Below are 24189 nucleotides of genomic sequence, written 5' to 3' on the forward strand. Positions count from 1 at the left end.
TGTCGCTCTCTGACGAGAGCTCGTCCCGGAGGAGATCCATGGCGCGTCCCGCAGGCAACATCAAGCTCAAGGCCGCCCGTCTGGCTGCCGGATACAACTCCCAGCAAGCCCTGGCCGACGCCATCACCAAGGTGGCGCCAAGCCTCGGCATCAGGGGACTGGCTGTCGGCGTCCGACAGATCCGACGCTGGGAATCCGCCTCACCGCCCTGGCCGCAGCCCGATGTGCACCGGGTCCTGACCCACCTCCTGGGGCAGAGCATGGAAGACCTCGGATTCACACCTCCGTGGGGAAGCGCGCGAACCCAGCCCAGCACCGCGACCGGCAGCGCCCCCCGAGCACCCCTGGCCGGAGCCAGGCTCGCTTCCGTCCCCGCTCAAAGCGGAGCCACAACACAGCCGACGACTGTCGGCAGGGATTTCGAGGCTGTCACCCGCGCGCATCGGCACCTGTACTGGTCCGTCGCTCCTGCCGTGCTACATCCGGCGATCCTGGAGCATGCGCGTCTCGGTTGCGCTCTCCTCCCAGAGACGGCGAACCCAACCCGTCAGACCGTCGCGGCCGCACTGGCCGAGTCCTACCTGCTGGCCGGCCGTATCGAGTTCTTCGACCTGCAACAGCCAGGGCAGGCTTCAGAGACCCTCCTACGGGCTCTACAGGCTGCAGGCGAAGCAGACGACCCTCTGCTCGGAGCGGCCATCCTCGCGCACATGGCCTTCATCCCGGGCTGGGCGGACGACCGGGAAGCCGCAGTCGAGCGCATGCTGGCCGCCCGTACCTACGCCCGCCGCGGGTACGCATCAGCGGAGTTCTGGGCGTGGCTGGACGCCGTAGAGGCGGAATGCGAGACCCGCTGCGGAGATCCTCACGCAGCCCTGCGCTTGATCCGCCGCGCCGAGGACACACTCGCTGCCGGCTCCGAACATGCCACCCCCGACTGGGTGGACTGGTTCAGCCCCGTCCGCCTCTCCGCGTTCAAAGGCAACACGCAGTTGAAGGCCGGCCACCTGCCGCAGGCTCGCCAGACGCTCCACGACGTACTCGACGGTCTGCCACCCGAGTCGGACAAACAGCGCACCGTCGTCCTTGGCGACCTCGCTGCGGTCGAAGCCGCGGATGGCAAGCCGGAGGAGGCATGCAGGTACGCCATCATGGCCCTCGACCAGTTGGCTATCACCTGGTACGCCACTGGTATGGATCGCATCCGGGAGGTCCGGCGCACGCTCGCTCCCTGGCAAAACGAGCAGTGCGTCCGGAACCTCGATGACCGTCTCTACGACTGGGGCACGACGGTCAGCGCCCTTCAGCGTTGAACTTGGCGATCTTTTCTGGCAGTTCCGCGAGTGAGTCGATGCGCATGGTCGCGATCGCGTCCGCGTCCGGGTCGCGTTGTTGGATCGTGCCCCAGGGGCCGCGTCGGATGAGGGCGGTCAGGAGCCCCGCCTGCACGGCAGGACGGATGTCGTTGTCGAGCCGGTCACCGACGTAAAGGATCTCGCCGGGCTCGGCAGGCGTCGCCTCGATGGCGTGCTCGAAGAAGCTGATGTCCGGCTTTGACGCCCCCCAGTCGTCACTGGTGGCGATCATGTCGGAAGGAAGGTCCAGCCCGCGCAGCAGACCGCCGGCCCGCACGGTCTGGTTCCCGGCGATGCCAACCCACAGCCCTGCTTCACGCAGGGCGGCCAGGGTGGGCCGAACGTCCGGATAGAGGTCGTCCTCGCCGAACCACTCCGGCTTGCCGGCAGCCGCGCGCTTCTCCCGCTCCTCGGTCAGGTCGAACCCGGGCCGGAACTCCTGGAACGTCTCCCGGTAGTCGCGCCCCTGCGCGATGACCGCCCCGAACATCGCCGCGAAGGTGTGCCGTGGCACCCCCAGCCAGTCCGCCCACGTTCCGTACTCCCGGGTCTCGTCAACGAGACACTCGCCCACGTCGAATACCACCGCACGAATCATGCTCCGCAGGTTAGACGGTCGGGCTCAATGGCGAGGCACCCATGTCGGACCGCGACCAAATACTCCCTCCGCCCTTGGCCTGAGCGCAGAGACCACCACGCCCGCAGCGCGTCTGCAACCGTGCGCTGGAGAGGCGCCTTCCGCGAGGGCTGGCCCCCGAAGCAAGCGGCAGCGATCACACGGACAGGTCATTGACGTCTAGACGTCAAACGCTGTAGCCTCACGGCATGAGTGAACGCTTGCGCCCTGGTCAGGTCAGAGATGCCATCGTAGTGTTCCTGCGCGACCGCAACGGAGCCGACGCCAGCGTCGCGGAAATCCGGGAAGCCGTATCAGGACGAGTCGGGAAAGACGTTCCCGCCTCTTCCGTGCGTTCGTACCTGAATAACAATACCCCGACAGTATTCTCCCGCACTGCACGCGGCCGATACCGACTGACGAGCACCCGATGACAGTCACACAGATGGAATTCGCAGGCTACGCCCCAGCGTTCACTCACGGGAACGCCTCCTTGTATCACGCCGATTGCATCGATTGGCTCGCCGCTCAACCGGATAACTCGATCCACGCAGTGGTCACAGATCCACCGTACGGAATCATCGAGTACACTGAGAAAGAACAGAAAAAACTGCGCCACGGAAAGGGAGGGGTGTGGAGAATTCCCCCCACATTGAATGGGCATAAGCGATCTCCGCTCCCTCGCTTTACGACGCTGAGCGACGCTGAGCGAGATGCCCTAGCCAAGTTCTTTCATCAGTGGGCAAAGGCGCTGGTTCCGGTATTGACTCCGGGAGCCCACGTGATGGTTGCATGTAACCCTCTCCTCTCTTACCTCATCAGTGGTGCAGTAGCTGATGCAGGGCTGGAAAGGCGCGGGGAGATTGTACGAAGGGTAATGACCATGCGCGGCGGCGACCGCCCCAAGAACGCGCATGAAGAATTTTCCGACGTGACTGTGATGCCCCGGTCGATGTGGGAACCGTGGCTACTGTTCCGTAAACCCTTCGAGGGGACCGTGGCAGACAACCTTCGCAAGTGGGGCACGGGTGGGCTCAGGCGGGTGAGTGAGCAGCAACCGTTCGGTGACGTAATTGATTCCTCGCCCACTCGCCCACCTGAGAAAAAACTAGCCCCGCACCCAAGCCTGAAGCCCCAAGCTTTCTTGCGTAAGGTCGTTCGTGCAGCCCTCCCGCTAGGGGAAGGTGTCGTGCTAGACCCATTTGCTGGCTCTGGTTCGACCTTGGCCGCAGCCGAGGCCATCGGGTACAAGAGTGTCGGGGTTGAAAAAGACGCCGACTACGTTTCGCTGGCCTCAGGCTCGATCCCTGCATTGGCAGCCTTCAAAGTGAAGGACTGATCCAGGTTGATGCCTGCTTCTTGGCAGAATCCCTTAAAGCGCTGAATCAGCTTCGGGTGTTGTTGAACCACCGCAAGGTAGAAAAGGAATTCCTGCACCGCAAGACGCTGCTTGGGGAGGTCCCAGTACGCAACATTACTCTCCATGCGGCCACGGTCAAAGGCGAGTATGTCTCGCTCGGCAAGCCACTCAATCGCCTCATCGCTGAAACTTTGCGCAAACGCGACGGCTGTGCAGTTCGGCCATCGACTGAGATGTTTAACGAACTGATTGAACTGGTGGGTATTGTCAAGAGTCATGTCCATGTCTTTGACTTCGACACTCAATTCGAGAGTGTCACCGATCCAGCCATCCACATCCCCTGTGGCGCCAATCCGAGCGGACCCTGAGCCGACCCGTTGAATTCGCAATGTAACGTTCGGACTGTCAGCACGGTAGTAGGCGTAGGCAAGACCCTGGAGAACCGAACCTGCTGGCTCACCCCTCTGGGTATTGGGAAAGTGCCGAATGACGTATTCAAACGGACGAATTGCCCGTTCTTCTCCCGATCGACTCTCCTGCTCTTCAAGAGCCAGAGCCTCATCCCATAGAGCATCCGCCAGTGCAGCACGCTCGCCGGGGCTCATCTCGCAGATCAGCTCGAATTCTCTGCGATGCTGCGTCCAAGATTGGGTAGCATGAGGAGCCGCATTCGGATATCCAATGCGGAGCAGACCTCCAAGGATCACCCTCTCAGCGAGATTATAGTAGGTGCGCAGCGAAACGGAGGGTGTCCCGAGGGTCAGGGTATTGAGTTTCCTGCCAGCAGATTCTTCATGGGGCGGGTGAACTTCAAACACATGTTGAAGTGACTCGACGCCATCTTGAGAGAGGATTTGTTCGGCTACCCCGATGTACGCCAACAAGACGCCGAGAAGAAATCTGCGCCGCTTGTTCTGCTGGCGCAGTGCCAGAACCTCGGTCACCCGCTCGCTGGCCTGAGGGCGTGAGCGAGCTGCGAACCCTTCGGGGAAGCCCAACGCTTCCTCGTACTCTGAGAGCGGGGGGTTACCGCCTAGCGTAGCCATTGGATCATGCTATCCAGATCGCCGCCTCGCGGGAACAGCAAGGGACGAGACAAAGAGGCCAACGCCCTCGGGGCGAGCAGGATCGGAGCGGTCCCCTGACCCATCTGGCCAGAGCCTTGCGGTCCGGTTGACCCTCGCGTCGCCAAAAGCGGATGAACGACTCCATGCTCCACTCTGGTGTTGCCACGGAGAGCGCGCCAGACTGAACCACTGGAGCTTGCATGCTCGCCGAATGCCCGCGCCAACGAGCATGGGATTGGGTGAGTAGGTTGAGGTCCCCGGGGCCACTCAAGGCGGCGTCCTCCTGACAGGCACCGCCTGGGAGGCCCCGGTCTTGTACTGAAACAGGCACAACGCACCCGAGCGGGCTCCTGCGGTCACCTCGAAGTCCAGCACGCCCTCACCGAACGTGTTCTGGACCAGGCAGCCGTCGGCGCGCGACACGCGCTCTGCATTGACCTCGCTGGGAGCCATCTGGGAGCCAACCTGCTCCCCAAGCCCCCTCCAGACCACCCGAGACCACCGCACCCCAACGCCCTGACCAGGCAAAACACCGAACGACCCGGCACCAACCCCGCCCGAACCTCATTCGGGACGAAGAGGTCGTGGGTTCAAATCCCGCCACCCCGACAGTGGTCAGAGGGCCTGGTGTGCAAGTGACACCGGGCCCTCTGTCGTGTTCGCATCCGACCTCGCGGGGCCGGTAGCGGGCCTACGCGTCGACCAGGTCTCTGGCGAAGCGTCAGCGAGCGAACAAAGAGGTCGTTCCTCTGTTACCGGGCGATGACAATTCGTTCATCGGTCGAGGTCAATCGGGCAGCACACTTGGCGCATCGCCCGCTGCCAGGGGCCGGACCGGACGCCGGGACGGAAGGCAGCACGGGCCGTATCTCTCGCTCGCACCACTCACGCTCGTGTCATCCCTGGGGGGATCCATGTCTGCCGCGCTCTCGCGTCCCCGCGTCGTCCTGCGTGCCGCCGTCGCCACCGCCGCACTGGCCGGCGCACTGTGCGCTCCGACCGTCGCCTTCGCCGCCGACCCCGGCACCGCGTCGCCGGAGTGCACGGTGACGAAGACGATCGGCGCGAGCTTCGGCGGCTGGACCATCGACATGACCAACAGCACCGACGGGCCGACGGCCGTCCTCAAGGACGACACCGGCAAGGCCCAGGCGACCGTCGACCGCACCCACCCCGAGGACCTCGCCAACGGCCTCAGGATCAAGGACGCCGACACCACCACGCCCCTGCTCCTCGACCGCTCCCAGGGCGACCCCGCCCCCTGGCGCACCACCCCCTTCCCCACCCTCCCCGACAACTGCACCACCACGGACGACGACGGCAAGGACACCACCCAGCCCGCGGACACCGGCACCCAGCCGGGAACGGGCGGCACGCAGACCAGGGTCGTCCCGGCCGGTGGGGTCGCGGCGGGTGCCGAGAGCACCGAGGGGACGGACACCGTCCTGCTGGCGGGCGGCGCCACCTTGAGCGCGGCCGGTCTGGCCGGTCTGGCCTTCGTGGTGCGCCGCCGTCGTGGAATCGGCGCGGGTGTCTGACACCTCGCCCTCGTGTCGGGCGGGCCACCGGTGCTTCCGGCGGCCCGCCGTACACGTCCCCCCAGTACCTTCGAGGAGGCAGCGATGAACGCCGCACCCCCGTCCGCCTCCGGCACGGCGACCGCTCCGCGTCCTTCTCGCCGTCTTGCGTGGGCCGCCGCCGGGGCTGTGGCCGCCCTGGCCGTCGGCGGCTGGATGACGGTCAGCGGCCTGAACGGCCCCGCGGCCGCACCTCCCGTGGCGGGCGCACACGTCACCGCCTCCGCCCGCACTCCCGCCGCGACGCCCACCCCGGCCGCGGCGGCCAGCCCGGCCGCTGCCGCCTCGCCGGCCGCGTCCGCGCCCCCGCCGGCCCCGCTGGACTCCTCGCGGCCGGTCCGCGTCCGGATCCCGGCCGCCGGTGTCGACACCGGCCCCGTACTCGAACTGGGTCTCGCCTCGGACGGAACCGTCCAGGTGCCGTCCGAGGAGCAGGCCGACCTGATCGGCTGGTACCGAGAGGGCGTCACGCCCGGCCAGACCGGGCCGGCCGTCCTGATCGGCCACTACGACACCGCCAAGGGGCCGGCGGTCATGCGGAACGTCGCGCGTGTCGGGCCGGGCGACACCATCACCGTCGACCGTGCGGACGGCTCCACCGCCGTCTTCGCCGTGACGGACCTGGAGCAGGTGGACAAGAAGCACTTCCCCACACAGCGGGTCTACGGCGACACCACGGCGCCCGAACTGCGACTGGTCACCTGCGGCGGCGACCTGCAGGACGGTCACCGGCCCGACAACATCATCCTTTACGCGGACCTCGTCCGAACCTCCCAGCCCCGACAGTGAGGCGTCAGGCCGTGAAGGCGCGTTCGGGTTCGTCGTGGTGGGTGTGCAGTTCCCAGTAGAGGGGGGCGATCTCCTCGGCCGGGGCCGCCGGGACTCCGGGCGGGGCGTCCGTGCCGACCCACACGCCGATGACCGCGTGTGCGGCCCGGACTCCGGTGTCGGCCAGTTCCTTGTGCAGGCCGAGCACCCAGTTGCGCAGCGCGGCCTGGGCGGCGTTGAGGTTGCCGAGCATCGGGGTGGGGTCGATCGAGCCGGCGCCGTTGGTGTAGATCAGGGTGCCCGCTCCGGCCTCGCGCATCGCGGGCAGCACGGCGCGGGTGGCGGCGATGGCCCCGTGGAGCAGGAGGTCCATCGCCCACTGCACGTCGGCCGGGTCGGTCTCGGACGGAGCGGTGAGCTTGGCGGAGGCGAGGCTGCCCGCGGGGGAGTACTCCAGGACGTCGATGCCGCCGAAGCGCGTGGCGGCGCCCTTGAGCGCCTGGGTGAGCGCTTCGTGGTCGAGGACGTCCGCCGGGAACGCGGCGGCGGTGATGCCTTCGGCGTCGAGCCGGGCGACCAGGTCGTCGAGCTTGTCCCGGTCGCGGGCGATGAGGGCGACGTCGAAGCCGCGGGAACCGAAGGTACGGGCGATGGCCAGTCCCATACCGGGGCCGGCTCCGACGATGGCGATGCTGGGCACAGTGAATCCCTCTCCCGGGCGCTGGAGAAACACGGAACTGAGGTGTTCCGTGTTGTGAGGTGACCATAGGGCCGGGCAAACCCGGAACGCAAGTGTTCCGCGTTTCGGGGTATCGTCGTCGCATGCCCGACATAGACAACGCCGCCGCCCCGGGCCGCCGCCGGGGCACCCGCGGGCCCGCTCAGAACGAGGACGTGTCCGCCGCCATCGAGAAGGCGGCCTTCGACGAACTGACGGCGGCGGGCTGGAGCCGCCTGGCCATGGACTCGGTCGCCAAGCGGGCCGGCGTCGGCAAGGCCGCGCTCTACCGACGGTGGGCGTCCAAGGAGGCCATGCTCCTCGACCTGGTGACCCGCCTGGTGCGCCGGGAGGTGCCCGAGGCTCCCGACACCGGCACCCTGCCCGGCGACGTCCGCGGTTTCCTCGACGTGGCCGCCACCCAGACCGCCGACCCCCGGGTGGTCCGGATCGCCGCCGACCTCCTGGGTGAGTCGGCGCGCAACCCCGCGCTCGCCGAGTCGCTGCGCATCGCCGTCCTCGCACCTCGCCGGGAGGCCGCCGCCGCCATCCTGCGGCGGGCCGTGGACCGGGGCGAACTGCCCACCGGGCTCGACCGTGAACTGGGCACCGACCTGCTGATCTCGCCCCTGCTGCTCCGGCTGCTCGTCCCCGGCGCACCGCCCGTGGACGCGGGTTATCTGGACACGCTGACCGCCGCCGTCGTCGCCGGACTCGCCGCCGCCACCCCGGCCGGGCGGCGGACGAAGCACTGACCGGGTCGCCCTAGCCGAGCGCGGCCGGGGGCCGTATGCCGAGCCACTGCTCGGCGTCCCAGGCCTCGAACCGCTCCACCTCGGTGAAGCCCAGCTTCGCCGCCAGGCGCATCGAGCCGGTGTTGGCGGTCTGGGTGGTGAGCACCACCGGCTCGCCGGGAAGGGCACCGGAGAGCCAGCCGAGTGCCGCCGCGCACGCCTCGGCGGCGTACCCGTGGCCCCACGCCCGCGGCAGGAACAGGTAGCCGAGATCGGGCTTCCCCTCGGCAGCCGGGCGGCCGTGTCCCGTTGCCCGCCTGAGCAGGATCTGGCCGATCATCGCCCCGTCGAGGTCGACGACGAAGTGCCCCGGACGCCGCCCTGGCACCTCCGGCATCTCGCGTTCGAGCTCGGCACGCGGGCGGGGGCCGCCGAGGTAGGTGTGCACCTCGGGCGAGGCGTACAGGTCGACGAACGCCGCGCGGTCCCGGGCCTCGGACGCGCGGAGCACGAGCCTCTCGGCCCTGATCGGCTCGGGCGGCCAGGCCGTGGATTCCAGATCTTCCATCCGGCGCACGCTAACAGCGGGGCGCCGACGTCAGCAGTACGGCGGTTGGTTGGTCAGGGAGGCCGCCACCCGCATCCACACGCCGAACAGCCGGTAGAGGCCGGGCAGGTCGCCCCGCGCCCGGACGGTCCTGGCGTCCACCGACGTGACCCCCGGTATCCCGAGGAGCGTCGAGGCCACCGAAGCCGACTGCCAGCGGACCGTCAGCTCGGACGGGTCCGCGGGAGCCTCCGGCGCCTCGGGCACCGTGGAGAGACGGGCGGCGACCGCCTTCTCGACGGCCGCCCGTGCCTCCTCCGCCGGCCGCAGCTCCGCCGCGAACCGGTCCCGCGCGTACTTCACCGGCACGGTCGTCACCGACGCGTCCCACTCGGTCATCTCCGCGCAGGCCATGTCGTCGCCGGTGAGGACCGCCATCGGTACGCCGATGGCGGCCGCGGTGGCGTGCGCGAGGCCGATCTCGCCCACGGGCCGGCCGTCCAGCCACATGTCCTCTATCTCGTGCCCCATGAAGCTGTGGCTCAGCACGCCGAGGGCACCGGCCCGCGCGTGGTAGCCGACGCAGACCACGGCGTCGTGCTCCGGGGTGAGGCCTTCGAGCATCCCCATCTGCTTGGGCTTGCCGCGGACGAGGCGGGCCGCCGGATGCAGCGACTCGGGCAGGATGTTGCGCATCGGGCCGTGCGCGTCGTTGACGGTGACCTCCGTGGCGCCGGCCGTGACGGCGCCACGGATCGCGGCGTTGACGTCCTCCGCCATCATCAGCCGCCCACGCTCGTAGTCCCGGCCGCCGGGCTGGACGTCGTCGGCATCCACGAGCCCCGAGATGCCTTCCATGTCCGCACTGATGTAGATCCGCACTGCGCAGTCTCCTCGAGCCAAGTCGCTTCGGGACGGAGGAAAGTGCCTGCTCCGCCGGCCCCGGCAAGCCTAAGCTCGGATCATGACCTTGAAGTGGCAGAACGTGATCGTCCACTCGGCGGACCCGGCGGCCCTGGGACAGTGGTGGGCCGAGGCTCTCGGGTGGGTGGTGGTCCACACCTCCGACGTGGAGTTCGCGATCCGTCCGGAGGCGGGCCAGGCACCGGGGCTGGAGTTCGTCCTGCTCGACGAGCCCAAGAAGGCAAAGAGCCGGCTGCACCTCGACTTCGTGCCGGACGACCAGGACGCCGAGGTGGCCCGCCTCGAGGCCCTCGGCGCACAGCGCGTCGACATCGGTCAGGGTGACCAGTCGTGGGTCGTCCTGGCCGACCCCGAGGGCAACGAGTTCTGCGTCCTCGGCCGCCGGCAGCAGTAGGCGACCGCCGCCGGCCGCCTCACCGGCTGTCGCCGGCCGGCACGTCCACCTCCGCCCAGACCGTCTTGCCCACCGGGTCCCGGGGCTCGGCGCCCCAGCGGGTGGCGAGCATGTCCACCAGGAACAGGCCCCGGCCCGACTCTCCTTCCGGCGGTGACGTCGGCGGACTCGCGGGCGGCCGCTTCACGGAGGCCGCGTCCGCGACCTCGATGCGGAGCGTGCCCGCCGTCCCGTCCAGGTCGAGCCGGAGGCCGAAGTCGTGGCCCGGGACACGGCCGTGCCGGACGGCGTTCGCCGTCAGTTCGGCCACGACCAGGGCCACCGCACCCGACACGTCCGACTCCGGCGGGAGCCCCCACTCCTCCAGGCACCGTACGGCCAGGTGCCGGGCCCGCCGGGCGCCGAGCGGGGTGGAGGCGAACTGCCGCCTGAACGTGCGGGGTTCGCCATTGACGGCGGTGCCGGGGTCGTCCGGCGAGGTGGTCGTTCCTGTCAGCACGGCTGGCACGTCCTTGTCCGTCGATCTGGACGACGGCGCGCAGCGCGCACGCGTCGTCACGTTCCGCGTTCAAGGGTCGTCCCGTCGGCCTACGCTCGAAAGGTGACACAGCCTTACCTTTCGGTTCGTAAGCAACGGAAGTGACGCCTTGGCCAACGCAATTGACCCGAGCGCGTCCATGGCCGCGCTCTTCGGCGCGCGCGTACGCAGGCTCCGCACGGCGGCCGGACTGACCCAGGCCGAGCTCGGCGCGATGACGCACGTGGTGGGCACGCGGATCACCCAGATCGAGCGAGCGTCCGGCGCGAAGCCCACGCTGGAGCTGGCGCGGTCCCTCGACGCCGCCCTCGGTGCGGACGACTTGCTCGTCGAGCTGTGGCCGTACGTGTATCGCGAGGCGTTTCCCGACTGGTCGCGCAAGTTCATGGAGTACTCGGAGCGGGCGGTGGCCATCAGGCAGTACGCGGCCCATGTGGTGCCCGGTCTGCTGCAGACCGAGGACTATGCGCGGGCGGTCCTCAGCCTCGATGCGCTGCTCGACAGCGAAGAGGAGCTGGAGGAAAGGGTCGCTGCCCGCATGGGGCGCCAGGAGCGGTTCAGTTCGAGCGACCGGCCGGAGCTGTGCGTCATTCTGGACGAGGCGGTGCTGAGACGTCCGATCGGCGGACGAGACGTGACACGGCAGCAGTTGGGACGCTTGCTGGATGCGGCGGCCGACCGCCACAACACGATCCAGGTCCTGCCGTTCGACCAGGGCGGGCACGAAGCAATGGGTGGATCGCTGACCCTTCTTGCTCTCCCGGACGGCTCGGAGGTGGCCTACACAGAAGGTTCCGACTACGGCCAACTCATCGAGGAACCGGCCAAGGTCGTTCGCTACAAGGTGATTTACGATCGGCTACGGGCGGCAGCCCTGCCTCCTCTCATGTCGCTCGACATGATCCGGTCCATGACGGAGGGCAACTACCGTGCCTCGAATGTCCCGTCCCGATCCGAGCGGCGCCGTCTGGCGCAGGAGCAGCTACAGCAATCAAGCAGGGGGCGACTGCGTGGAGGTGGCCGACGGGGTTCCCTCCCTCGTCCCCGTCCGTGACAGCAAGCGCTCCGGGGGGCCCGTCGTGGCCTTCCGGGTGGGTGCGTGGGCCGCGTTCATAGGTGAGTTGAAGGCCGTCTCGCCCCGCCTCTGAGTCAACCGGGCACCGGTCGCCGACTGCCCTCCGGGTCCGCCGGTGCCTCGTTCGCGAGGGGCCGGTGGGCCACTGACCTCCCCAAAGAACCGGGGAAAGAACTACCCACCCACCCACCCTCCCGGCCGCGTCACCCGTCCGAGTGGCCGGCTTGCGGGGGCGGGATGCGGGCGGTTACGTTCGCCGCGACAACCGCAGATGGACGACGGCCCCCGGCCGGGACGGCAATCCCGATCGAGGGCCTGACCGATCAGGAAGTAGACCCCTTCCCGATGGCTGACTCGCAGTCTAACGCGCGCCTGCGCGCCGACGCCGGAGCTCCGACCTCCGGCGTGATCCACCTCCGCACCCGGCTCACGGCCGACTTCACGGTGATCTCCAACGCCCTCGCCCAGCGGCGCGGCAGCGCGGTCACGATCGGCGTGGCGGTCTACATCCTCTCCCTGCCCGACGGCGCCCCCGTCAGCATCGCCGCGCTGTGCGAGCACTTCACCGAGGGCGAGATCCTCGTCTCGCGGGCGCTGCGGGAGCTGGAGGCCGCCGGGTACCTGGAACGGCGGCGCGAGCGGGTGGCCGGCGGGCGTATCCGCACCCGGACGTACTTCTCCGACGTACCGGGCGGCCCCGCCCCGTCCGCCCCGGACGGCCCGCCCGAGCCGCCGAAGCGGGCCCGGCCCCGTGCGCGGGCGGCCACCGGGGAAGCCGTACCCCCCGCGGCGCCCGCACCCGCTCCGCAGGAGCCCGTACCGTCGGCCGACGCCGATCCGCCGGCCGACGACAATCCGCCGGCCGCCGCCGATCCGCGGGCGGTCGCCGTTCTGGCGGCGCTCCGCCGGGTCGATCCGCGCCTCGTCCTGTCGGAGCGGGAGGCCGTGCGGCTCGCGCCGGACGTCACCCGGTGGCTCGCGGCCGGTGTCACGGCCCACGAGATCACCGACTGGCTCACCGCCCGGCTCCCCGACCGCCTCCTGAGCCGCCCGGCGGGCATCCTCGCGTTCCGCCTGAGGGAGACGCCCCTCCCCGCCCCGCCGCCGCGCCCGCTCCCCCGGGCCGCGGAGCCCCCGGCCGTCCTGCCCTTCCAGACCTGCGACGGCTGCGAACGCGCCTTCCGCGCACAGACCCCGGGCCACTGCCGGGACTGCCGCCCCGCACCCGACCTCCGCGCGGCGGGCTGAGCGGGTGGGCGGGTGTGCGCTCCAGACCCGAGTGGGAGGCTTCATGTGGGACGATGCGAAATGCGGCATCGGTACCGGTGCGAAGAGGAGGTGGGGGATGGTCGACAGGTTCGAGGACGGGCTGCTGACTCCCACCGAGACGGCCTCCTACCTGGAGATTCCGCAGTCGACGCTCGCCTCGTGGCTGAAGGGCACGGCCGCCGGCGCGCCCTTGGTGCACCAGGTGGAACCGGTGCGCAAGGGTCAGCCCTCGGTGCCCTTCATCGCCGTTGCCGAGGCGCACGTCCTTCGCTCGCTCCGCTCCCTGGGCCTGCGCATGAGTGAGATCAAGGAGGCGGCTGCCGCGGTGCGTGACGCGTTCGCCACGCCTTACGGCCTCGTCTCGAAGCGCATCGCCACCGACGGGGTGGACATCTTCGTCGAACACGGCCTCGGCGATCTGCGGAGGGCACGGGACGGGCAGGCGCCCATCCACGAAGTGGTCTCCGGCTATCTGCGCTACCTGAACTGGGACGCGGGCGACGACTTCCCGTCCAGCCTGCGGCTGAGGCAGTACCCGGACTCGGTTCCCGTCGTCATCGACCCGAGGTTCGGCCACGGCCTGCCCGTCGTGGCGGCCAACCGCGTCTCGGTCAAGGCCATCACCGACCTGTGGGAGGCCGGGGAAACCGTCGAGGACATCGCGTACGACTTCGGAATGGCGCCCGAGCAGGTGGACGCGCTTCGCCGTGCAGTGGTGCGCCTTGCCGCCTGAGTTCTTCCTCGACCGGAATCTCGGCCGTCGTGTCGCCGAGGGACTGCGATCCTCCGGATGGACCGTGCACCGCATCGGTGACGTCTTCGCAGACGACGGACAGGACGTAGCGGACGAGGAGTGGATCGCTCACGGCCTCGACCGGTCCTGGGTTCCGCTCTCGAAGGACGGACGGATCAAGACCAGGGATCTGGAGATCCGGCCCGTCCTGGAACGCGAGGCCGTGCTGTTCTACCTCGACAACCAGCAGCTCCGCAGCGTGGACATGGTGGGACGGCTGGTCGCGTGCCGTGACGCGATCCACCGTGCCGTCGAGAAGGGCGGCCCAGCGGCCTACGCGGTGCGCCACGACCGCATCGACCGCACCTGGCCCTGACCGCCGGGCCACTCGACGGGCCGTGGCCCGCATCGTCGGGTGACAGGTTCTTCAAAGGTTCTTCATCGGTCGCCGCCTACCTTCGGGCTGCCCGTCGCGGTCGCGGTCGGGTGGGGTGAGGAGGCGGGAGAACCGATGAGGGCGAAGCGGGTGCTGCTGGGTGCGGTGGCGTCGGTCGCGGTGTGGGGGCTGGCCGGCTGCGGAGGCGACAGCGGTGGGGCCGAGATGCCGTCGGCCGGTGGGGGCGGCGCCTCCGCGCCGGCCGGGAAGCCGGAGGCGGGCAAGGACGTGCTGGCCGAGTACGTGGAGGGCAAACGCACGTGGGTGGCGTGCATGCGCCGGAACGGCATCGACCTCGACGACCCCGACGACAAGGGCCAGATCGACTACGGCAGCGGGGACGCCGTACGAGCCATGAAGAAGAACCCCAAGTTCCTCACGGCCACCGAGAAGTGCGCCTCGGTCGATCCGCCCCTGCCCGAGGGCCTGGAGGAGATGATCAACCCCCGGCCCAGGCTCAGCGCCGAGCAGATCAGGGCCGCGCGCGACTACGCGGCGTGCATGCAGAAGAACGGCGCCCCCGACTACCCCGACCCCGGCCCGGACGGATATCCGGCGAACGACAACTCGGGCGTCTCCGTGTGGGACCAGAGCTCGGCCGGTGCCCAGCGTGCGGCGCGGGTCTGCGCGCCGATCAGCGGCGACCCGACCGGCCGGCCGCCGGCCAAGGGCTGACGATGACGGCGCAGACGGACGACGCGCACATGACGGGGCTCGCGGCGCGTCCGCCGCGCGGACGGCGCACGGCGCTGATCGCCTCGGCCGCGGTCGTGGTGGCGGGGGTCGCGGTGGTCGGCGCGCTCGGGCTGGGCGGCGGCGGGGACGAGGGGCCGGGCGCGCCGCCCCGGTCGGGCTCACTCGTCGCCGTGGCCCGGACGACGCTCACCGAACGCACGCAGGTGGACGGGGAGTTGGGGTACGGGACGGAGCTGCCGCTGCCGGTCAAGGCGGACGGGACCGTCACCCGACTGCCCCAGCAGGGCGCGACGGTCGGACGCGGCGAGGAACTGCTCCGGGTCGACGACCGGCCGGTGGTCCTCCTGTACGGGACGCTCCCCATGTACCGGTCCCTCGGACTGCGCGCGGAGGAGACAGAGGACGAGGCGGGTGACCGGAGCGCCGGTCAGGACGACGCCGGTGAGCCGGACCAGGGGGGCCGGGGTTCCGGGGGCGAGCAGCCGACGGGTGAGGCCGGGAGTGCCGGAGCGCGGCCGGCGCCGCGCGAGATGCGGGGGATGGACGTCATGCAGTTCGAGACCAACCTCGCCGCCCTGGGCTACACCGGGTTCACCGTGGACGAGACGTTCACCGCCGGCACCGCCGACGCCGTCCGGCGCTGGCAGAGGTCCCTCGGCGTGGAGGAGACCGGCACCGTCGGGGTGGGCGACGTCATCTACTCCGCGGGGAGGGTGCGCATAGGCCGGGCCGGCGTCCGCCCCGGCGCGGCGGTCGGCGAGAACGCCCTCACCTACACCGACACGGCACGAAAGGTCGTCGTCGACGCCTCCGCCGCCGACGCCGCCTGGGCGGTGCGCGGCGCGTCCGTCACCGTCCGGCTGCCCACCGGTGCGTCCGTGCCGGGCACCGTGGCGGCGATCGGCGGGCAGGCGTCCCCGGCCGAGGGCGGAGGCGGCGACGGCGGCGGGGAGGGCGGGGCGGGACAGCCCGCCACGGTCCCGGTGACCGTCACCCTCCGGGACCAGAAGGCCCTGGGCCGGCTGGAGAGCGGGCCGGTCACCGTCGAGTACGTGGGCCGGGAGGTCAAGGACGTCCTGGCCGTTCCGGTGTCCGCCCTGGTCGCACTGGCCGAGGGCGGTCACGGCCTGGAGACCGGGGACGGGCGGTTCGTCGCCGTGCGGACCGGGCTCTTCGCGGACGGCAAGGTGGAGGTCAGCGGTCCCGCGGTCCGCGAGGGCATGAAGGTGAGGATCCCCGAGTGACGGCGGTCGTGCGGTTCGAGGAGGTCTCCAAGACCTACCCCGGCGGTGTGGCGGCGGTCCGGGACGTGAGCCTGCGCATCGAGCGCGGTGAACTCGTCGCCGTCGTCGGCCCGTCGGGCTCCGGCAAGTCGAGCATGCTGCACCTCATGGGCAGCCTCGACCGCCCCTCCGCGGGCCGCGTGCTCGTCGACGGGCACGACGTGGCGGGGCTGTCCGACCGGGAGGTGTCCGCCCTGCGGGCCACCCGGATCGGCTTCGTCTTCCAGCAGTTCCACCTCGCGGTCGGCGTCCCCGTGCTCGACTCGGTCGCGGACGGCCTGCTCTACGCGGGCGTCCCGCAGCGGCGCCGCCGGGCCGAGGCGGCGGCCGCACTGGACCGGGTCGGACTCGGCCACCGCGTGCACCACCTGCCGCACCAGCTCTCCGGCGGCGAGCGCCAGCGCGTCGCGGTCGCCCGCGCGGTGATCGGCGGGCCGTCGGTCCTGCTCGCGGACGAACCGACCGGCAACCTCGACACGGCGTCCGGCGCCACCGTCCTCGCCCTGCTGCGGGAACTGAACGCGGCCGGGACGACCGTCGTCGTCATCACCCACGACCGCGGGATCGCCGGGGGGCTGCCGCGCCGGATCGAGATGCGCGACGGCCGGCTGGTCGGCGACACGGCCCTTGGTACGGCGATCGGGGTGCCGCGGTGACGGACGACGGCATGGACCGCGGCAAGGACAGCGGTACGGAGTCCGGCCCGGGCACCTCGCGGTCGCGGTCGGCCGGGCGGGGGCGCTCTCCGCTGCGTGCCGCGCGGCTCGGCCCGGCGGACGTCGTACGGCTCGGCGGCACCGGGCTGCGGACCCGGCCCCTGCGGGTCTTCCTGTCCGCGCTCGGCATCGCCATCGGCGTGGCCGCGATGCTGGCGGTGGTCGGCATCTCCGGGTCCGGGCAGGCGGAGGTGGACCGCCGGCTCGACGCCCTCGGCACGAACCTGCTGCGGGTCGCCCCGGGCGAGACGGCCTCCGGTGCCGCGGCCGAACTGCCCCCGGAGTCCGTGGCGATGATCCGCCGCATCCCGCCCGTGCAGCGGGCCGCGGCGACCGGTGCCACCGGCGTCGACGTCTACCGCAACGATCACATCGCCGTCGGCCGCACCGGCTCGCTCACGGTCCTCGCCGCCGATGCCGAGCTGCTGCCGGCCGTCGGCGGGCACGTCCGCAGGGGGCGGTGGCTGGACTCCGCGACGCAGGACTACCCGGCCGTCGTGCTCGGGTCCACCGCGGCCCGGCGACTCGACGTGTACGCGCCCGGCACCCGGCTCTGGCTCGGCGGACGCTGGTTCTCGCTGGTCGGGGTGCTCGACCCGGTGCCGCTCGCGCCGGAGATCGACAGCGCGGCGCTGGTCGGCTGGCCGGCGGCCCGGACCTGGCTCCGCTTCGACGGACACCCCTCGACGGTCTACGTCCGCGCCCAGGACAGCCGCGTCGCGGCCGTACGGGCGGTCCTGCCGGCCACGGCGCACCCCGAGAGACCCGGCGAGGTGCAGATCTCCCGCCCCTCCGACGCGCTCGCCGCGCGGGAGGCCACGGAGTCGGCGCTGACCGGCCTGCTGCTCGGCCTCGGCGGGGTGGCGCTGCTGGTCGGCGGGGTCGGGGTGGGCAACACGATGGTCATCTCGGTCCTGGAACGCCGCCCCGAGATCGGCCTGCGCCGGTCCCTCGGCGCGACCCGGGGCCAGATCCGCACCCAGTTCGTCGCGGAGTCGCTGCTGCTGTCGCTGATCGGCGGGCTGGGCGGGACCGTGGCCGGGACGCTGATCACGGCCGGCTACGCGCTCAGCCGCGGCTGGCCGACGGTCGTGCCGGTCTGGGCGAGCGCGGCCGGGGTCGCCGCCACGCTCGCCATCGGCGTGATCGCGGGCCTGTATCCGGCGGTACGGGCCAGCAGACTGTCCCCGACGGAGGCCCTGGCCGGGAGCTGAGCCGGAGCCTCCCGGCCGGGACACGGTCCCCGTGCGGGCCGGGGCCACGTCCGGGCCGGGGCCACGTCCGGGCCGGGGCCACGTCCGGGGCGGGGTCGTGTCCGGGCCGGGGCCACACCCGGGGCAGGGCCACACCCGGGGCAGGGCCACACCCGGGCCGGGGCCACACCCGGGCCGGGGCCACGTCCGGGGCGAGGCCACGTCCGGGGCGGGGTCGTGTCCGGGCCGGGGCCACGTCCGGGGCGGGGTCGTGTCCGGGCCGGAGGCACGTCCGGGGTGGGGAGCGGTGGCGCTCCGGGCGGCGCCCGGGTGTCCCGTACCGTGCAGGTCCGACCGAGGGGGTTTTCGTTGAGCGCACGCGTGCGCGTTCCGGCGGGCGGTGCAGGGGGAGGACGGTCATGAGTTTCCGTGTCCGGGTGCTGGGGCTGCTCATGCTGGTCGCCCTGACCGCCACCGCGGCCACCGCCTGGCTGACCCTGCGCCAGGCCAACCGCCAGGTGCGGGAGACCGTCAGCGCCGGGCAGCAGGACGTCGCCCGGATCACCGGCGAGCTGCGCGCGTACGGACTCGCGCACGGCACCTGGGACGGGCTCTCCCCGACCGTGGCCGGGCTGGCCCGGGCCACCGGGCAGCGCGTCCGCGTCGCCACCGAGACCGGTGTCCTGCTCGCCGACTCGGACGCCCTCGCGGGCCGGACCCCCCGGCCGCCGTCCGGCCGGCCCCCGGTCCTCGTGGACCCGCGCCCGGTGCTGCGCGTGCCGGACGGGCAGGTGCCGCGGATGGTGCTGAAACAGGCCGCCGCCGCGATGGCCGACTACCGGGCGACGGCCGCGTACGCCGCCTGCCTGACCCGGGCCGGGGCCGAGGTGACGACCCGGCCGGACCGGAACGGGGTGCCCCGGGTCGCCACGGGCCACCGGCCCGCGCAGTGCCGCGAGCCGGGGGACGGCGGGACGGACCCGCTGACCCGGCAGGACCTCGACGCGCTCGGGCCGTGCACCGCCGACGGGCGGTTCGCCGCCTGCGTACGGCGGGTGTTCAACGAGCGCGTCCGGTCCGCCGCCCCGCCGCGCCTGGAGGTCCGCGTCGGCGTCCGGGACGAGTCGCCGCCCACCCTGCCCGCCGCCCCCGCCGTCGCCGTCGCGGCCGGCGTCGCCCTCGCCACGGTCCTCGGCGCGCTGCTGCTCAGCCGCGCGGTGCTGCGCCCGGTACGGGCCATGACGCTCGCCGCCGGAGGGCTCGGCGCGGGCGACCTCAGCCGGCGCGTCCCCGTCTCCGGGCGGGACGAGATCGCGCGGCTCGGCAGCGCCTTCAACCGCATGGCCGACTCCCTCCAGGCCGGTGAGGAGGGGCAGCGCCGCCTCACCGGTGACATCGCGCACGAGCTGCGCACCCCGCTGGCCAATCTGCGCGGCTATCTGGAGGCCCTTCGGGACGGTGTCGTCGAGCCGACCCCGGAACTGCTGGCCTCCCTGCACGAGGAGGCGCTGCTGCAGCAGCGGATCGTGGACGACCTCCAGGACCTGGCCCTCGCGGAGGCCGGCGCCCTCACGTACCACCCGTGCGAGGTCGATCTGCGCGAGCTGCTCGACACCTGCCGCACCGCACACCTCGCCCAGGCCGAGACGGCACGGGTCGCGCTGGAACTGGCGGCGCCGCACCCGGTGCGGGTCACCGCCGACCCGGACCGGCTGCGCCAGGCCGTCGGGAACCTCCTCGGCAACGCGCTGCGCGCCACGAGGCCCGGGGGCACCGTGACCCTGGCCCTGGGCGTGCGCGGCGGACGGGCCGCGGTGGAGGTGCGGGACACCGGCACGGGCATACCTGCCGAGGACCTGCCGCACCTCTTCGACCGCTTCTGGCGGGCGGACCCCTCCCGGGGGCGGGCGACCGGGGGCAGCGGACTGGGGCTGTCCATCGCCCGGCAGATCGTCACCGACCACGGCGGGAGTGTCGAGGTGCGCAGCGAGGTCGGGGTGGGGACGGTGTTCACGCTCGCCCTGCCGACCGCTCCCGGCGGGCCGGCGGCGCGCTGAACCGGCCACCGCCGCGCGACCCGGCCCCGGCGGGTCAGGAGCGCGCCGGGCCGGTGCCGTCCGCGAGGCGGTAGCCGCGTCCGTAGACCGTCTCCAGGCGGTGGGGCAGGCCGGGCTCGGTCGCCAGCTTCCGGCGCAGGTTCATCACGTGCGCGTCGACGGTCCGCTCCTGCACGTCCCGGTCGAAGCCGAAGACGCGCTCGATGATCTGCGCCCGGGTGAAGACCCGGCCGGGCTCCCTGGCCAGGGCCTCCAGGACGGAGAACTCCTTGGCGGTCAGTGTCACCGGCCGCCCCGCCACCCGGACCTCGAAGCGCGCGGTGTCCACCTCCACGTCGCCGACGCGCAGCACCGCGGGCTCCGCCGCCCCGGCCCTCTTCCCGGACCGGCGCAGCAACGCCCTCACCCGGGCGGTGAGTTCGCGGGGGCTGTAGGGCTTGGTGAGGTAGTCGTCGGCACCGAGGTCGAGGCCGAGGAGCATGTCCTCCTCGGTCGTGCGGGCGGTGAGCAGCAGGATCGGCACGTCCGACTCGGCGCGCAGGATCCGGCACACGTCGAGTCCGTCGACCAGCGGCAGCATCACGTCGAGGACGACGAGGTCGGGCGCGGACGACCGGGCCCGTTCCAGCGCCGCGCGGCCGTCCGCCGCGACCTGGACCGCGTTGCCCTCCCGCTCCAGGTAGATCCGGATCAGCCGGGACTGCTTCTCGTCGTCCTCCGCCACCAGAATCCGAGCGCTCACCGCTTCTCCCCCACCCAGGCCCCGCGCATGTCCAGCACCGTAGTACAGGCGGCCCCGCGCCCGGCCCGGATCCACGGCTTGCATGACCATGCGAAGTGATGCATACTTTTTCCATGTCCAAAGTCCTCACCTCCCTGCCCACCGGTGAGCGCGTCGGTATCGCCTTCTCCGGCGGCCTCGACACCTCCGTCGCGGTCGCGTGGATGCGCGACAAGGGCGCCGTGCCGTGCACCTACACCGCTGACATCGGTCAGTACGACGAGCCCGACATCGCCTCGGTGCCCGGCCGTGCGAAGACCTACGGCGCCGAGATCGCGCGCCTGGTCGACTGCCGTGCGGCACTGGTCGAGGAGGGACTGGCCGCGCTGACCTGCGGGGCGTTCCACATCCGCTCGGGCGGGCGCGCGTACTTCAACACCACGCCCCTCGGCCGCGCCGTCACCGGCACGCTGCTGGTGCGGGCCATGCTCGAGGACGACGTCCAGATCTGGGGCGACGGCTCGACGTTCAAGGGCAACGACATCGAGCGGTTCTACCGCTACGGCCTGCTCGCCAACCCGCACCTGCGGATCTACAAGCCCTGGCTGGACGCGGACTTCGTGACCGAGCTGGGCGGCCGCAAGGAGATGTCGGAGTGGCTGGTCGCCCACGACCTGCCCTACCGGGACAGCACGGAGAAGGCGTACTCCACCGACGCCAACATCTGGGGCGCCACCCACGAGGCCAAGACGCTGGAGCACCTCGACACCGGCGTGGAGACCGTGGAGCCCATCATGGGCGTGCGGTTCTGGGACCCGTCGGTCGAGATCGCCACCGAGGACGTCACCATCGGCTTCGACCAGGGCCGCCCGGTGTCGGTCAACGGCAAGGAGTTCGCCTCTCCCGTCGACCTGGTGATGGAGGCCAACGCCATCGGCGGCCGCCACGGCATGGGCATGTCGGACCAGATCGAGAACCGGATCATCGAGGCCAAGAGCCGCGGCATCTACGAGGCGCCGGGCATGGCCCTGCTGCACGCGGCCTACGAGCGCCTCGTCAACGCGATCCACAACGAGGACACCCTCGCCCAGTACCACGCCGAGGGCCGGCGGCTCGGCCGGCTGATGTACGAGGGCCGCTGGCTGGACCCGCAGTCGCTGATGATCCGCGAGTCGCTCCAGCGCTGGGTCGGCTCGGCCGTCACCGGCGAGGTCACGCTGCGGCTGCGGCGCGGTGAGGACTACTCGATCCTCGACACCACGGGCCCGGCGTTCAGCTACCACCCGGACAAGCTGTCGATGGAGCGCACCGAGGACTCCGCGTTCGGCCCGGTGGACCGCATCGGCCAGCTCACCATGCGCAACCTCGACATCGCCGACTCGCGCGCCAAGCTGGAGCAGTACGCCGGCCTCGGCCTGATCGGCACCGCCAACCCGGCCATCGGTGCCGCGCAGGCGGCGGCGACCGGGCTGATCGGCGCCATGCCCGAGGGCGGCGCCGAGGCCATCGCCTCCCGCGGCGAGGTCTCCGGCGAGGACGAGCTGCTGGACCGCGCCGCGATGGAGTCCGGCACGGACTGACGCGGACGCCCGGTCCACGGCCGAGGGGCCGGTCCGACGCACAGGCGCCGGACCGGCCCCTCGTCGTGTCGGGCGGGCCGGGTCGGTCCGAGTGGTCCCCGGGGGCCGCCCGGGCGCACTCTGGGAGAGGATCTCCTGGCCCACAGGCACCCAACCGGGAAGGACCCGCCCCGTGATCATCTTCGGCACCAAGGGCTACCTCTACCAGCTCGCGATACTGACGCTGGTCTGCCGCTCCTGCGGCACCCCCTCCGCGCACACGCTCAGGAAGCGCGTCGTCAAGTTCACCCTGTTCTTCGTGCCGCTGTTCCCCTTCTCCACGAAGTACGCGCTCCAGTGCACCTTCTGCGGCGCCGAGCAGCGGGTGACCAGGGAACAGGCCGAGCAGCTCCAGGCCCAGGACGCCGCCGGACAGGGCGGACCCGTGTACGGACAGCCGCAGCAGCAGCCGTACCAGTCCTAGGCCCCCGCCCGCGTTGCCGGTTCCCGGCAGCGTTGCATACCCTCTCGTTGCCGGACCCGCGCACCGGGCGTGACCGGCAGGGGGAGGCGGGGCGTGGGGGAACGGCAAGAGACGTATCTGACCGGGTACGCCGACATACTCGCGCAGGCCGCCGCCACCGGACGCCGGCTGAACCGTGACGAGCTTGAGGAGCGGCGGCGGCTCGGCGAGCAGGCCGCGGAGGAGGGCCACAGCCTGCGCGCCCTCGTCCGGGGGCACCTGGACGCCACGCGCGCCCACTGGCCCGGCGAGGCGAGCGGCGCGGGCACGACGGACAGCGTGCTCGGTGCCGTCGGCCAGGCCGTCGACGCCTTCGCCGAGGGATACGAACGCGCCCAGCGCCTCGCCGTACGGCAGGAGGAGGCCGCGCGGCGGGAGTTCATCGACGACCTGCTGTACGGACGCAGCGACCTGGGGCGCCTCGCGGAGCGGGCGGAACGTTTCGGCCTGGTGCTGTCCCGGGCCCACGCCGTGGCGGTGGCGCAGGCGCCCGAGGCGTACGACGACACCTCGCCCGTCACCCGGCTCGTCGAGACCGCGCTCATCGCCCGCTTCGGGGACCGGCGCATCCTGATCGCCACCAAGAACGGACAGCTCATCTGCATCGCGCCCGGCGACCAGGAAGAGATCCTCGCCTTCTTCGCCAAGCAGGCCTACGCCGCCACGGAAGGCAGCCGCGTCGCCGTCGGCCGGGCCCGGACCGGCGCGGGCGGCGTGGTGCACAGCTACGAGGAGGCGCTGAGCACCCTCGAACTCGCCGACCGCCTGGAACTCGACGAACCCGTGGTGCGCGCCGCCGACCTGCTGGTCTACCCGGTGCTCACCCGCGACCGGCAGGCCATGGCCGACCTCGTCCTGAGCGTGCTGGGCCCGCTGCGCGGCGCCCGGGGCGGTGCCGAGCCGCTGCTGCGGACCCTGGAGGTGTACTTCGACGCCGGGTGCACCGCCGCCGAGGCCGCGCGGCGCCTCGCGCTCAGCGCGCGGGCGCTGACCTACCGGCTGGACCGCATCCACCAGCTGACCGGGGCCGACCCGGCCGACCCGGCCGACCGCTACACCCTGCAGACCGCGGTCATCGGGGCCCGGCTCCTGGGCTGGCCCGCCCAGGAGATCTGAACGTCAAAGATCAGCGACAGGGCGGGCGGCACGTCCCCCGTGGTGCCCGGCCCGATGAGCCGGCCCCTGCGTGCCGTCCCCCGTCCCGCCCGTCGCTGAGCTTCGATGAACGCATCGTGGCACGGCAGTTGACGGTGCGTCACTGCCGCAGTCCGGCAATCTTCACGCGTGTTCAGTGCCGCCTCGCCCTCTGGAACCGGCCGGGCCGCTCGGG

General features: G+C 71.6%; 27 protein-coding genes. 19 read left to right on the forward strand and 8 right to left on the reverse strand.

Features of this window, described 5'->3' with window-relative positions; genetic code table 11:
- Positions 1 to 38: 38 nt before the first annotated feature.
- Positions 39 to 1313, forward strand: a complete 1275-nt coding sequence (locus ACFWJB_RS00750) for a transcriptional regulator (RefSeq protein ID WP_386919377.1) — start codon at positions 39 to 41, stop codon at positions 1311 to 1313.
- Here the strand turns inward: ACFWJB_RS00750 and ACFWJB_RS00755 are convergent.
- The gene (locus ACFWJB_RS00755) at positions 1294 to 1953 is read right to left on the reverse strand and encodes an HAD family hydrolase (RefSeq protein WP_386919379.1); all 660 of its coding nucleotides are present in this window, start codon (positions 1951 to 1953) and stop codon (positions 1294 to 1296) included. The genes ACFWJB_RS00750 and ACFWJB_RS00755 overlap by 20 nt on opposite strands.
- 463 nt (positions 1954 to 2416) lie before the next feature.
- Between ACFWJB_RS00755 and ACFWJB_RS00760 the strand changes: the two genes are divergently transcribed.
- Positions 2417 to 3310: a DNA-methyltransferase gene (locus tag ACFWJB_RS00760; RefSeq protein WP_386919381.1), complete on the forward strand. Its 894-nt coding sequence runs from the start codon at positions 2417 to 2419 to the stop codon at positions 3308 to 3310.
- Here the strand turns inward: ACFWJB_RS00760 and ACFWJB_RS00765 are convergent.
- Both ACFWJB_RS00765 and ACFWJB_RS00770 read right to left on the reverse strand, forming a co-directional pair.
- Positions 3250 to 4275, reverse strand: a complete 1026-nt coding sequence (locus tag ACFWJB_RS00765; RefSeq protein WP_386919383.1) for a hypothetical protein — start codon at positions 4273 to 4275, stop codon at positions 3250 to 3252. The genes ACFWJB_RS00760 and ACFWJB_RS00765 overlap by 61 nt on opposite strands.
- A gap of 390 nt (positions 4276 to 4665) precedes the next feature.
- On the reverse strand, positions 4666 to 4851 hold the full coding sequence (locus ACFWJB_RS00770; RefSeq protein ID WP_386919384.1) for a hypothetical protein: 186 nt from the start codon (positions 4849 to 4851) through the stop codon (positions 4666 to 4668).
- Between the two features lie 461 nt (positions 4852 to 5312).
- On the opposite strand from ACFWJB_RS00770, the gene ACFWJB_RS00775 reads away from it, so the two are divergent.
- Complete coding sequence (locus ACFWJB_RS00775) at positions 5313 to 5936, forward strand: hypothetical protein (RefSeq protein ID WP_386919386.1); 624 nt, start codon at positions 5313 to 5315, stop codon at positions 5934 to 5936.
- A 195-nt stretch (positions 5937 to 6131) separates the two neighbouring features.
- The gene (locus ACFWJB_RS00780) at positions 6132 to 6764 is read left to right on the forward strand and encodes a class F sortase (RefSeq protein WP_386919857.1); all 633 of its coding nucleotides are present in this window, start codon (positions 6132 to 6134) and stop codon (positions 6762 to 6764) included.
- 4 nt (positions 6765 to 6768) lie between these two features.
- Here the strand turns inward: ACFWJB_RS00780 and ACFWJB_RS00785 are convergent, their stop codons facing one another.
- Positions 6769 to 7443 carry an SDR family NAD(P)-dependent oxidoreductase gene (locus tag ACFWJB_RS00785; RefSeq protein WP_386919388.1) on the reverse strand — a complete coding sequence of 225 codons (675 nt, stop codon included), beginning with the start codon at positions 7441 to 7443 and terminating at the stop codon, positions 6769 to 6771.
- A gap of 122 nt (positions 7444 to 7565) precedes the next feature.
- Here ACFWJB_RS00785 and ACFWJB_RS00790 point away from each other — a divergent pair, with 122 nt between their 5' ends.
- Positions 7566 to 8216, forward strand: a complete 651-nt coding sequence (locus ACFWJB_RS00790; RefSeq protein ID WP_386919390.1) for a TetR/AcrR family transcriptional regulator — start codon at positions 7566 to 7568, stop codon at positions 8214 to 8216.
- A gap of 10 nt (positions 8217 to 8226) precedes the next feature.
- Here the strand turns inward: ACFWJB_RS00790 and ACFWJB_RS00795 are convergent, their stop codons facing one another.
- Together ACFWJB_RS00795 and ACFWJB_RS00800 are read right to left on the reverse strand one after the other, a co-directional pair.
- Positions 8227 to 8763 carry a GNAT family N-acetyltransferase gene (locus ACFWJB_RS00795; RefSeq protein ID WP_386919392.1) on the reverse strand — a complete coding sequence of 179 codons (537 nt, stop codon included), beginning with the start codon at positions 8761 to 8763 and terminating at the stop codon, positions 8227 to 8229.
- A gap of 30 nt (positions 8764 to 8793) precedes the next feature.
- On the reverse strand, positions 8794 to 9624 hold the full coding sequence (locus tag ACFWJB_RS00800) for a M55 family metallopeptidase (protein WP_386919394.1): 831 nt from the start codon (positions 9622 to 9624) through the stop codon (positions 8794 to 8796).
- Positions 9625 to 9706: 82 nt separating this feature from the next.
- Here ACFWJB_RS00800 and ACFWJB_RS00805 point away from each other — a divergent pair, with 82 nt between their 5' ends.
- Entirely contained in the window at positions 9707 to 10060 is a 354-nt protein-coding gene (locus ACFWJB_RS00805) for a VOC family protein (protein ID WP_386919396.1), read from the forward strand.
- Between the two features lie 19 nt (positions 10061 to 10079).
- Here the strand turns inward: ACFWJB_RS00805 and ACFWJB_RS00810 are convergent, their stop codons facing one another.
- Positions 10080 to 10556, reverse strand: a complete 477-nt coding sequence (locus ACFWJB_RS00810) for an ATP-binding protein (protein WP_386919859.1) — start codon at positions 10554 to 10556, stop codon at positions 10080 to 10082.
- Positions 10557 to 10737: 181 nt separating this feature from the next.
- Between ACFWJB_RS00810 and ACFWJB_RS00815 the strand changes: the two genes are divergently transcribed.
- The 10 genes from ACFWJB_RS00815 (at position 10738) to ACFWJB_RS00860 (ending at position 20056) form a co-directional block, all read left to right on the forward strand.
- Positions 10738 to 11652: a helix-turn-helix domain-containing protein gene (locus ACFWJB_RS00815; protein WP_386919861.1), complete on the forward strand. Its 915-nt coding sequence runs from the start codon at positions 10738 to 10740 to the stop codon at positions 11650 to 11652.
- Complete coding sequence (locus tag ACFWJB_RS00820; protein ID WP_386919863.1) at positions 11615 to 11746, forward strand: DUF397 domain-containing protein; 132 nt, start codon at positions 11615 to 11617, stop codon at positions 11744 to 11746. Before ACFWJB_RS00815 ends, ACFWJB_RS00820 begins: the two co-directional genes overlap by 38 nt.
- Before the next feature lie 272 nt (positions 11747 to 12018).
- Positions 12019 to 12921, forward strand: a complete 903-nt coding sequence (locus ACFWJB_RS00825) for a hypothetical protein (protein WP_386919398.1) — start codon at positions 12019 to 12021, stop codon at positions 12919 to 12921.
- Positions 12922 to 13018: 97 nt separating this feature from the next.
- Positions 13019 to 13675, forward strand: a complete 657-nt coding sequence (locus tag ACFWJB_RS00830; RefSeq protein ID WP_386919400.1) for a DUF433 domain-containing protein — start codon at positions 13019 to 13021, stop codon at positions 13673 to 13675.
- A complete protein-coding gene (locus ACFWJB_RS00835; RefSeq protein ID WP_386919402.1) occupies positions 13665 to 14051 on the forward strand; it encodes a toxin-antitoxin system, toxin component, PIN family protein in 387 nt (128 codons plus the stop codon). The genes ACFWJB_RS00830 and ACFWJB_RS00835 overlap by 11 nt, the downstream gene beginning before the upstream one ends.
- A gap of 135 nt (positions 14052 to 14186) precedes the next feature.
- A complete protein-coding gene (locus ACFWJB_RS00840; protein ID WP_386919404.1) occupies positions 14187 to 14786 on the forward strand; it encodes a hypothetical protein in 600 nt (199 codons plus the stop codon).
- A 2-nt stretch (positions 14787 to 14788) separates the two neighbouring features.
- Positions 14789 to 16051 carry a peptidoglycan-binding protein gene (locus ACFWJB_RS00845; RefSeq protein ID WP_386919406.1) on the forward strand — a complete coding sequence of 421 codons (1263 nt, stop codon included), beginning with the start codon at positions 14789 to 14791 and terminating at the stop codon, positions 16049 to 16051.
- Positions 16048 to 16746: an ABC transporter ATP-binding protein gene (locus tag ACFWJB_RS00850; protein WP_386919408.1), complete on the forward strand. Its 699-nt coding sequence runs from the start codon at positions 16048 to 16050 to the stop codon at positions 16744 to 16746. Before ACFWJB_RS00845 ends, ACFWJB_RS00850 begins: the two co-directional genes overlap by 4 nt.
- 11 nt (positions 16747 to 16757) lie before the next feature.
- The gene (locus tag ACFWJB_RS00855; protein ID WP_386919865.1) at positions 16758 to 18020 is read left to right on the forward strand and encodes an ABC transporter permease; all 1263 of its coding nucleotides are present in this window, start codon (positions 16758 to 16760) and stop codon (positions 18018 to 18020) included.
- A 398-nt stretch (positions 18021 to 18418) separates the two neighbouring features.
- Positions 18419 to 20056: a sensor histidine kinase gene (locus ACFWJB_RS00860; RefSeq protein ID WP_386919410.1), complete on the forward strand. Its 1638-nt coding sequence runs from the start codon at positions 18419 to 18421 to the stop codon at positions 20054 to 20056.
- 34 nt (positions 20057 to 20090) lie between these two features.
- Here the strand turns inward: ACFWJB_RS00860 and ACFWJB_RS00865 are convergent, their stop codons facing one another.
- Complete coding sequence (locus ACFWJB_RS00865; RefSeq protein ID WP_385467101.1) at positions 20091 to 20798, reverse strand: response regulator transcription factor; 708 nt, start codon at positions 20796 to 20798, stop codon at positions 20091 to 20093.
- 113 nt (positions 20799 to 20911) lie between these two features.
- Here ACFWJB_RS00865 and argG point away from each other — a divergent pair, with 113 nt between their 5' ends.
- The 3 genes from argG to ACFWJB_RS00880 all read left to right on the forward strand — a co-directional run bounded on the left by argG (position 20912) and on the right by ACFWJB_RS00880 (position 23975).
- The gene (gene argG / locus ACFWJB_RS00870; protein WP_385467098.1) at positions 20912 to 22357 is read left to right on the forward strand and encodes an argininosuccinate synthase; all 1446 of its coding nucleotides are present in this window, start codon (positions 20912 to 20914) and stop codon (positions 22355 to 22357) included.
- 172 nt (positions 22358 to 22529) lie between these two features.
- Positions 22530 to 22820: a zinc-ribbon domain-containing protein gene (locus tag ACFWJB_RS00875; protein ID WP_386919413.1), complete on the forward strand. Its 291-nt coding sequence runs from the start codon at positions 22530 to 22532 to the stop codon at positions 22818 to 22820.
- A 93-nt stretch (positions 22821 to 22913) separates the two neighbouring features.
- Complete coding sequence (locus ACFWJB_RS00880) at positions 22914 to 23975, forward strand: PucR family transcriptional regulator (RefSeq protein WP_386919415.1); 1062 nt, start codon at positions 22914 to 22916, stop codon at positions 23973 to 23975.
- The last annotated feature ends 214 nt before the right edge of the window (positions 23976 to 24189 follow it).

This window comes from Streptomyces sp. NPDC127100 (genome assembly GCF_042724095.1).
Taxonomy (GTDB): Bacteria; Actinomycetota; Actinomycetes; order Streptomycetales; family Streptomycetaceae; genus Streptomyces.

Bases quoted from the DNA above. Each gene is read 5' to 3' on its own strand.
- ACFWJB_RS00750 (WP_386919377.1), top strand. From the start codon at position 39: ATGGCGCGTCCCGCAGGCAACATCAAGCTCAAGGCCGCCCGTCTGGCT.
- ACFWJB_RS00755 (WP_386919379.1), bottom strand. From the start codon at position 1,953: ATGATTCGTGCGGTGGTATTCGACGTGGGCGAGTGTCTCGTTGACGAG.
- ACFWJB_RS00760 (WP_386919381.1), top strand. From the start codon at position 2,417: ATGGAATTCGCAGGCTACGCCCCAGCGTTCACTCACGGGAACGCCTCC.
- ACFWJB_RS00770 (WP_386919384.1), bottom strand. From the start codon at position 4,851: ATGGCTCCCAGCGAGGTCAATGCAGAGCGCGTGTCGCGCGCCGACGGC.
- ACFWJB_RS00775 (WP_386919386.1), top strand. From the start codon at position 5,313: ATGTCTGCCGCGCTCTCGCGTCCCCGCGTCGTCCTGCGTGCCGCCGTC.
- ACFWJB_RS00780 (WP_386919857.1), top strand. From the start codon at position 6,132: ATGACGGTCAGCGGCCTGAACGGCCCCGCGGCCGCACCTCCCGTGGCG.
- ACFWJB_RS00790 (WP_386919390.1), top strand. From the start codon at position 7,566: ATGCCCGACATAGACAACGCCGCCGCCCCGGGCCGCCGCCGGGGCACC.
- ACFWJB_RS00795 (WP_386919392.1), bottom strand. From the start codon at position 8,763: ATGGAAGATCTGGAATCCACGGCCTGGCCGCCCGAGCCGATCAGGGCC.
- ACFWJB_RS00805 (WP_386919396.1), top strand. From the start codon at position 9,707: ATGACCTTGAAGTGGCAGAACGTGATCGTCCACTCGGCGGACCCGGCG.
- ACFWJB_RS00815 (WP_386919861.1), top strand. From the start codon at position 10,738: ATGGCCGCGCTCTTCGGCGCGCGCGTACGCAGGCTCCGCACGGCGGCC.
- ACFWJB_RS00825 (WP_386919398.1), top strand. From the start codon at position 12,019: ATGGCTGACTCGCAGTCTAACGCGCGCCTGCGCGCCGACGCCGGAGCT.
- ACFWJB_RS00830 (WP_386919400.1), top strand. From the start codon at position 13,019: ATGGTCGACAGGTTCGAGGACGGGCTGCTGACTCCCACCGAGACGGCC.
- ACFWJB_RS00840 (WP_386919404.1), top strand. From the start codon at position 14,187: ATGAGGGCGAAGCGGGTGCTGCTGGGTGCGGTGGCGTCGGTCGCGGTG.
- ACFWJB_RS00845 (WP_386919406.1), top strand. From the start codon at position 14,789: ATGACGGCGCAGACGGACGACGCGCACATGACGGGGCTCGCGGCGCGT.
- ACFWJB_RS00855 (WP_386919865.1), top strand. From the start codon at position 16,758: ATGGACCGCGGCAAGGACAGCGGTACGGAGTCCGGCCCGGGCACCTCG.
- ACFWJB_RS00860 (WP_386919410.1), top strand. From the start codon at position 18,419: ATGAGTTTCCGTGTCCGGGTGCTGGGGCTGCTCATGCTGGTCGCCCTG.
- argG (WP_385467098.1), top strand. From the start codon at position 20,912: ATGTCCAAAGTCCTCACCTCCCTGCCCACCGGTGAGCGCGTCGGTATC.